Source organism: Neobacillus citreus, from assembly GCF_018343545.2.
Taxonomy (GTDB): domain Bacteria; phylum Bacillota; class Bacilli; order Bacillales; family Cytobacillaceae; genus Neobacillus; species Neobacillus citreus.
This window is the reverse complement of the sequence record NZ_JAGYPE020000052.1, coordinates 1-1,603: the sequence shown is the minus strand read 5'-3', so window position 1 is coordinate 1,603 and position 1,603 is coordinate 1. Positions and strand designations below refer to the sequence as shown.

Sequence of the window (1,603 nt, the reverse complement as noted above, 5' to 3'; positions counted from 1 at the left end):
CCACAAATGGGCGGTGTTCCACAGCAAGGATTCCCGCAAATGGGCGGTTTTCCACAGATGACCACTCCTACTGGCCCAAGAAAAGAAAAAAAATAATCCCTCAATGAAATTAATACGACTTTAATCAATTCTACCTGTTCCTTTCGAGGGAGCAGGTTTTTCTCTGGCTAATAGGAAAGTATAAATTCAACTACGCCTCATGAACCGTCCTATCGGATTCGCCAATCGGCGAGTTTTCATTTAACTTGATTAATTGATTATTTTTTTCCACAATGGGTATAGTGAAATACTTCGGAGGCGAGCATTTATGATGGAAAATAAATTGTACTATACTGACTCGTACATAAAATCCTTTACAGCGGAAGTTGTAAAGCAGGAACAGGATTCTTCAGGCAATTGGTTCGTTGTGTTATCGCAGACTTCCTTTTACCCGACCGGCGGCGGGCAGCCATTTGATAAAGGCTTGATAGAAGGAGTCAAAGTGGTTAATGTGGAGGAAGTCGATGGTGAAATTCGCCATTACCTTGAGATCCTATTACCCTTGGAGAAAAAAGAGGTATGCGGGGAACTTGATTGGGAGCGGCGGTTTGACCATATGCAGCAGCATGCCGGCCAACATATATTGTCCGCGGCGTTTGAGCATTTATTTGAGTATAAAACTGTTGGTTTTCACCTAGGTAATGAAACCGTCACGATTGACTTGGATACTGAACAATTAACCGTTATAGAAGCAGAAAAAGCCGAGGAATTGGCCAATCAAATTATTTTAGAAAATAGACCGATTGAAACAAAATGGGTGACCGAGAAGGAATTATCTCAATACCCTTTACGAAAAGAGACGAAGGTTAAGGAAGATATCCGCCTCGTTATCATTCCGGATTTTGATTATAACGGCTGCGGCGGGACGCATCCGAAAGGAACAGGTGAGGTAAGGGCAATTAAGATTTTAGATTGGGAAAGACAGAAGAAAAAGGTCCGCCTTCAATTTGTCTGTGGTGAACGTGTCCTGAAGCAGTTTTCTCAGAAACAAAAGGTGTTGTTGAGCTTAACAAACCTTCTTAATACACCAGAACCAGAGATGGAACAAGCAGCCATTCGGCTACTGGAAGGCAGGAAAGCAATGGAGAAGGAACTGGAGCAGCAGCAAGAGCTCCTACTAAAATATGAAGCGAAAGAGCTTCTGGGCAAGTCATCATCCGCTGGTGTTATTGGTGAAGTATTCCAAAACCGTTCGATTCAGGAACTGCAAAAGCTGGCAAGGCTTGTGACTGGCGAAAATGATGCAGTCGTGGTTGTGCTGGCAGCAGAAAATGAAGACCGGCTCCAGCTAGTATGTGCTAGAGGGGCGTCCCGAACCGAAAAGATGAATAAGTTGATTCAAAGCGGACTGGAAATCATTAACGGCAAAGGCGGGGGCAATGACTCCTTCGCCCAAGGCGGCGGTGCCCCTCAAGTTTCAAGCGAAGTGCTTTTGCAGCATATACTAGATTCGCTAAAAGTGGCTTCCACATAAATTTAAAAAATTGGATGAACATCCCTTCTCAGTGAATACTAAAATTGAATTTTCTAAATTAGTGTATTAGAGTTGTTTGAAATATTTTTT

1 protein-coding gene is annotated in these 1,603 nt (G+C 43.0%); it reads left to right on the top strand.

What is annotated here, in order from left to right; all coding sequences use genetic code 11:
• Nucleotides 1-310 precede the first annotated feature (310 nt).
• Entirely contained in the window at nucleotides 311-1,513 is a 1,203-nt protein-coding gene (locus KHB02_RS22130; RefSeq protein WP_420848108.1) for an alanyl-tRNA editing protein, read from the top strand.
• The last annotated feature ends 90 nt before the right edge of the window (nucleotides 1,514-1,603 follow it).

Bases quoted from the DNA above. Each gene is read 5' to 3' on its own strand.
- KHB02_RS22130 (WP_420848108.1), top strand. From the start codon at position 311: ATGGAAAATAAATTGTACTATACTGACTCGTACATAAAATCCTTTACA.